Annotated in this window: 3 protein-coding genes; all 3 read right to left on the minus strand. The window is 61.2% G+C overall.

The window, feature by feature from the left end; genetic code table 11:
- Nucleotides 1-1,118: type III-B CRISPR-associated protein Cas10/Cmr2 (gene cas10 / locus NZN28_RS14180; RefSeq protein WP_295399248.1), on the minus strand; the 1,118-nt coding region annotated here is incomplete at its 3' end.
- Nucleotides 1,115-2,338, minus strand: a complete 1,224-nt coding sequence (cmr1, locus tag NZN28_RS14185) for a type III-B CRISPR module RAMP protein Cmr1 (RefSeq protein WP_295399250.1) — start codon at nucleotides 2,336-2,338, stop codon at nucleotides 1,115-1,117. The genes cas10 and cmr1, both read right to left, overlap by 4 nt.
- Nucleotides 2,331-2,752: type I CRISPR-associated protein Cas7 (locus NZN28_RS14190; RefSeq protein ID WP_295399252.1), on the minus strand; the 422-nt coding region annotated here is incomplete at its 5' end. The genes NZN28_RS14190 and cmr1, both read right to left, overlap by 8 nt.

Here is a 2,752-nt window from a genome sequence, read left to right on the forward strand (position 1 = left end):
AGGGGTTCCCTGTAGTGCACAATGGCAATGCCTATAGAAAGGGAAAGCGCCGGGTCTATTTTCTTGAACGCCGAACACAAAGCCTTTGCACAGGCCACGGCCCTGTTGACCGGGAGAAAAGCCAGCACATCGTCGCCCCCGGAGTAGACGCAAAAGCGGTAGGGGTGGGGTTTTGGGGGAGGGCTGCCCTCGTAAACCGTCTGCTCGAGCAACCCCTGCACGCTCTGGGCAAACCGGCTCAGCTTTCTGGAGAAGTCTTGGTGCGCCTCTATGGTCTTCAGTTCCCCAAGCCGAGCCCCCATGCGGTCGCCATCGGCCAGCAGGATGGCAAAGTAGGGGAAGTCGAGGGACTTTTGTTTATCGTCGAGGTCTTCCTCGAGGTTTTCCGCGTTGGTGGCGGTTATATCGGTAGCCATGCGGGCCAGGGTTCTGGTCTGGGGCACTTTGCCCAGCAGTTCCTGCACTCCATACACCCGCTTGAGTAGTGAAACTGCGTCGAGAAACTCCGTTTTGTTGAAACGCAGCTTCGGGTCAATTACCAAGGCCGGCGGAACCTCCAGGATGGGTTTTCCTTGTTTATCCGTTGGTAAGTGCAACACCGTAGCCCGGGCAGGGTCGAAGGGAGACTTGGGGAGTCCACCGTCATCCAGGTTGGTCGGGGCGAAATCTCGCAGGGCTTTACGCCCAGCCAGCAAGCGCTCGACTTCCTCGCGGGCTTTGGCATAGTCCTCACCGAGCGGAACCCAGGCGGCGTAGAACTCGAGGAAGTGTTCTAGCTGCTTTTTGGCCCTTTGTTCGTCAATATGATTTCGGTTCGATTCGGGAAGCTTACTAAGGGTGTCTTTCCAGATGTCCTCAAGTTTTTTCCTCAGAGCTTCCTTGACTTCCTGAGCAAGAGCTTTAGGGCATTTTGTTACCTCGGCCAGAATCTTGTTGGCCCCGTCGGCCTTCTGGTCGGCAGGAAAGATGAGCTGGGCACCTTTTGTCGCCAGGTGCTGCGCGGCGTGCTTGCTCAGCTCTTGCAGTATCTGCGACCCCGCGTACAGGTCGGCGGTGCGCCGAGCGGCGGCGATGAAGTCCTGCACGGGGCCGATGGAGATGGTGAGGAGATGGCTCATAGGCGCACCTCCTGGGTGAAGCCCTGAATATGGGCGGCTCCGCGAACGGCCTCGAGGGGTGTGTCGGCCTCGAGCGCCTCTAGCACAGGGTCGTTGTCAGGAAGCTGCAAAGCGAGTTCTTCTCCATTGACCCTGATTCGTGTGGGGGCGGGGGCATTGAGGATGATGACGGCTGGCCGAATGCTGCCATCCGCAAAAGCAATGGGCTTCAATATGACCGGCGAAGCCATGCGCCTGCCCCCAGAGTGAACCGCCTCGAGGGTTCCACTAAAGCTGTCGCCCAAGCGCTGGTAAACGATGGGCAGGCCGTAGAAGGGCTTGGCCAAGGCAATGCGCTCTTGCTTGGGTCGCAAGGCCAACAGGGTTTTGTGGTCGCGCCATTTGCCCCCGGCCATAGGTGTGTAGGCCATTGTTTTCCCCGTCTCAGGGTCTTCCACATAATGCCCTTTCCGAAAACGCGCCCAAAAACGACCCAAGTCCCGCCAGACCGAATGCCCTTTGTAGGGGTCAGCGCTGCTGGGCTTGCGGGGCTGGCCCAGGCAGACCACCGCGCCAGCGAGGGTGGCGTGATGAACCTCTTTCTGGGGTGGAACCGCAAACCAGGTTTTGAACTGGTCGGGGTTAGCAGGTAGCCAGTCTTTAAGGTCTTGGGTGACCTCGAGCGCCCCCAGGCCCCGCCGGGTGCGGGCCCCGATGCCGCCAAAGGCGATCCAGGCCCGAATGGCCTGCCTTAGGTGTCCCTTTTCCATCTCGGAGAGGCTAAAGGTAAGCTCGAGGGCAAACTCCACCGACTTTAGGCCACTGGCTTCTGACAAACCCTCGTTTCTGTTTTCGTTGAAGGGATGCAGAAAGAACTTCTCCATCGGCCCGGTTCTCGCTGTACCCCTATCCGGTACAAGCTCCGAGGGTCTTACGGCCTGCCCGGCAGACTGCTCCAGAGCCCGCAGGGCCACTTTTCCGTACTTCTCGGCACTCCCCCAAATCGCCTCCTCGGCCTCGAACAGCTCCTTCGCCGAGCCGTACCGCGCCCCCGCCGTAGCCCGCCACCAGAAGCGCAGGTGCCCCCGCACGCTCGCTGCCCGCACCGGGTGGGCGGGGTCCACCTCGCGCGGGGTGGCGCTGCCGCCGAACATGGGCGTAATGGTGCGGAGCTTCAGCGTCCAGGTTTCCAGTCTGGGTTCCCTAAGCTCTGGGGGCGAAATCCGGATGGTTCTAGGCATGGGCCCTCCCCATCCAATCGTCGAACGTTGCCTCGTCCCAGGCGTCCAGCTCCAGCATCCGCACGCCTTTGGGCAGCTTGGCGGGGTCGGCCTTCACCTCGTAGTCGGCGAAGCGGCGGGGAGGCTTGCTTTCGTCCAGGAGCCGCACCGAGACCACCTGGCCCAGGTCGAGCAGGCGGTGCGCGGGGGCGCAGCCCAGCATGGCCTGGCGCTTGTTCTGCTCGGCGTTGTTGGGATCGGTACCCACGTGCTGGAAAAGGTAGAGCCGGCGCGTAGCCATATGCCCCTTGCTGGCGCTGCGGTCGTGCTCGAACATGTTCATAAGGGCCTCCACCAATAGCTTCAGGTCGGCCTCGCTAAAGCCGGTGTCCTTGGCCAGGTGGGCGCTGATAAAGCCCTTGGCCAGGTAGAGGC

Origin of the sequence: Meiothermus sp. (assembly GCF_025056915.1) — a bacterium.
In the GTDB taxonomy this organism is placed as follows: Bacteria; Deinococcota; Deinococci; order Deinococcales; family Thermaceae; genus Meiothermus.

Bases quoted from the DNA above. Each gene is read 5' to 3' on its own strand.
- cmr1 (WP_295399250.1), bottom strand. From the start codon at position 2,338: ATGCCTAGAACCATCCGGATTTCGCCCCCAGAGCTTAGGGAACCCAGA.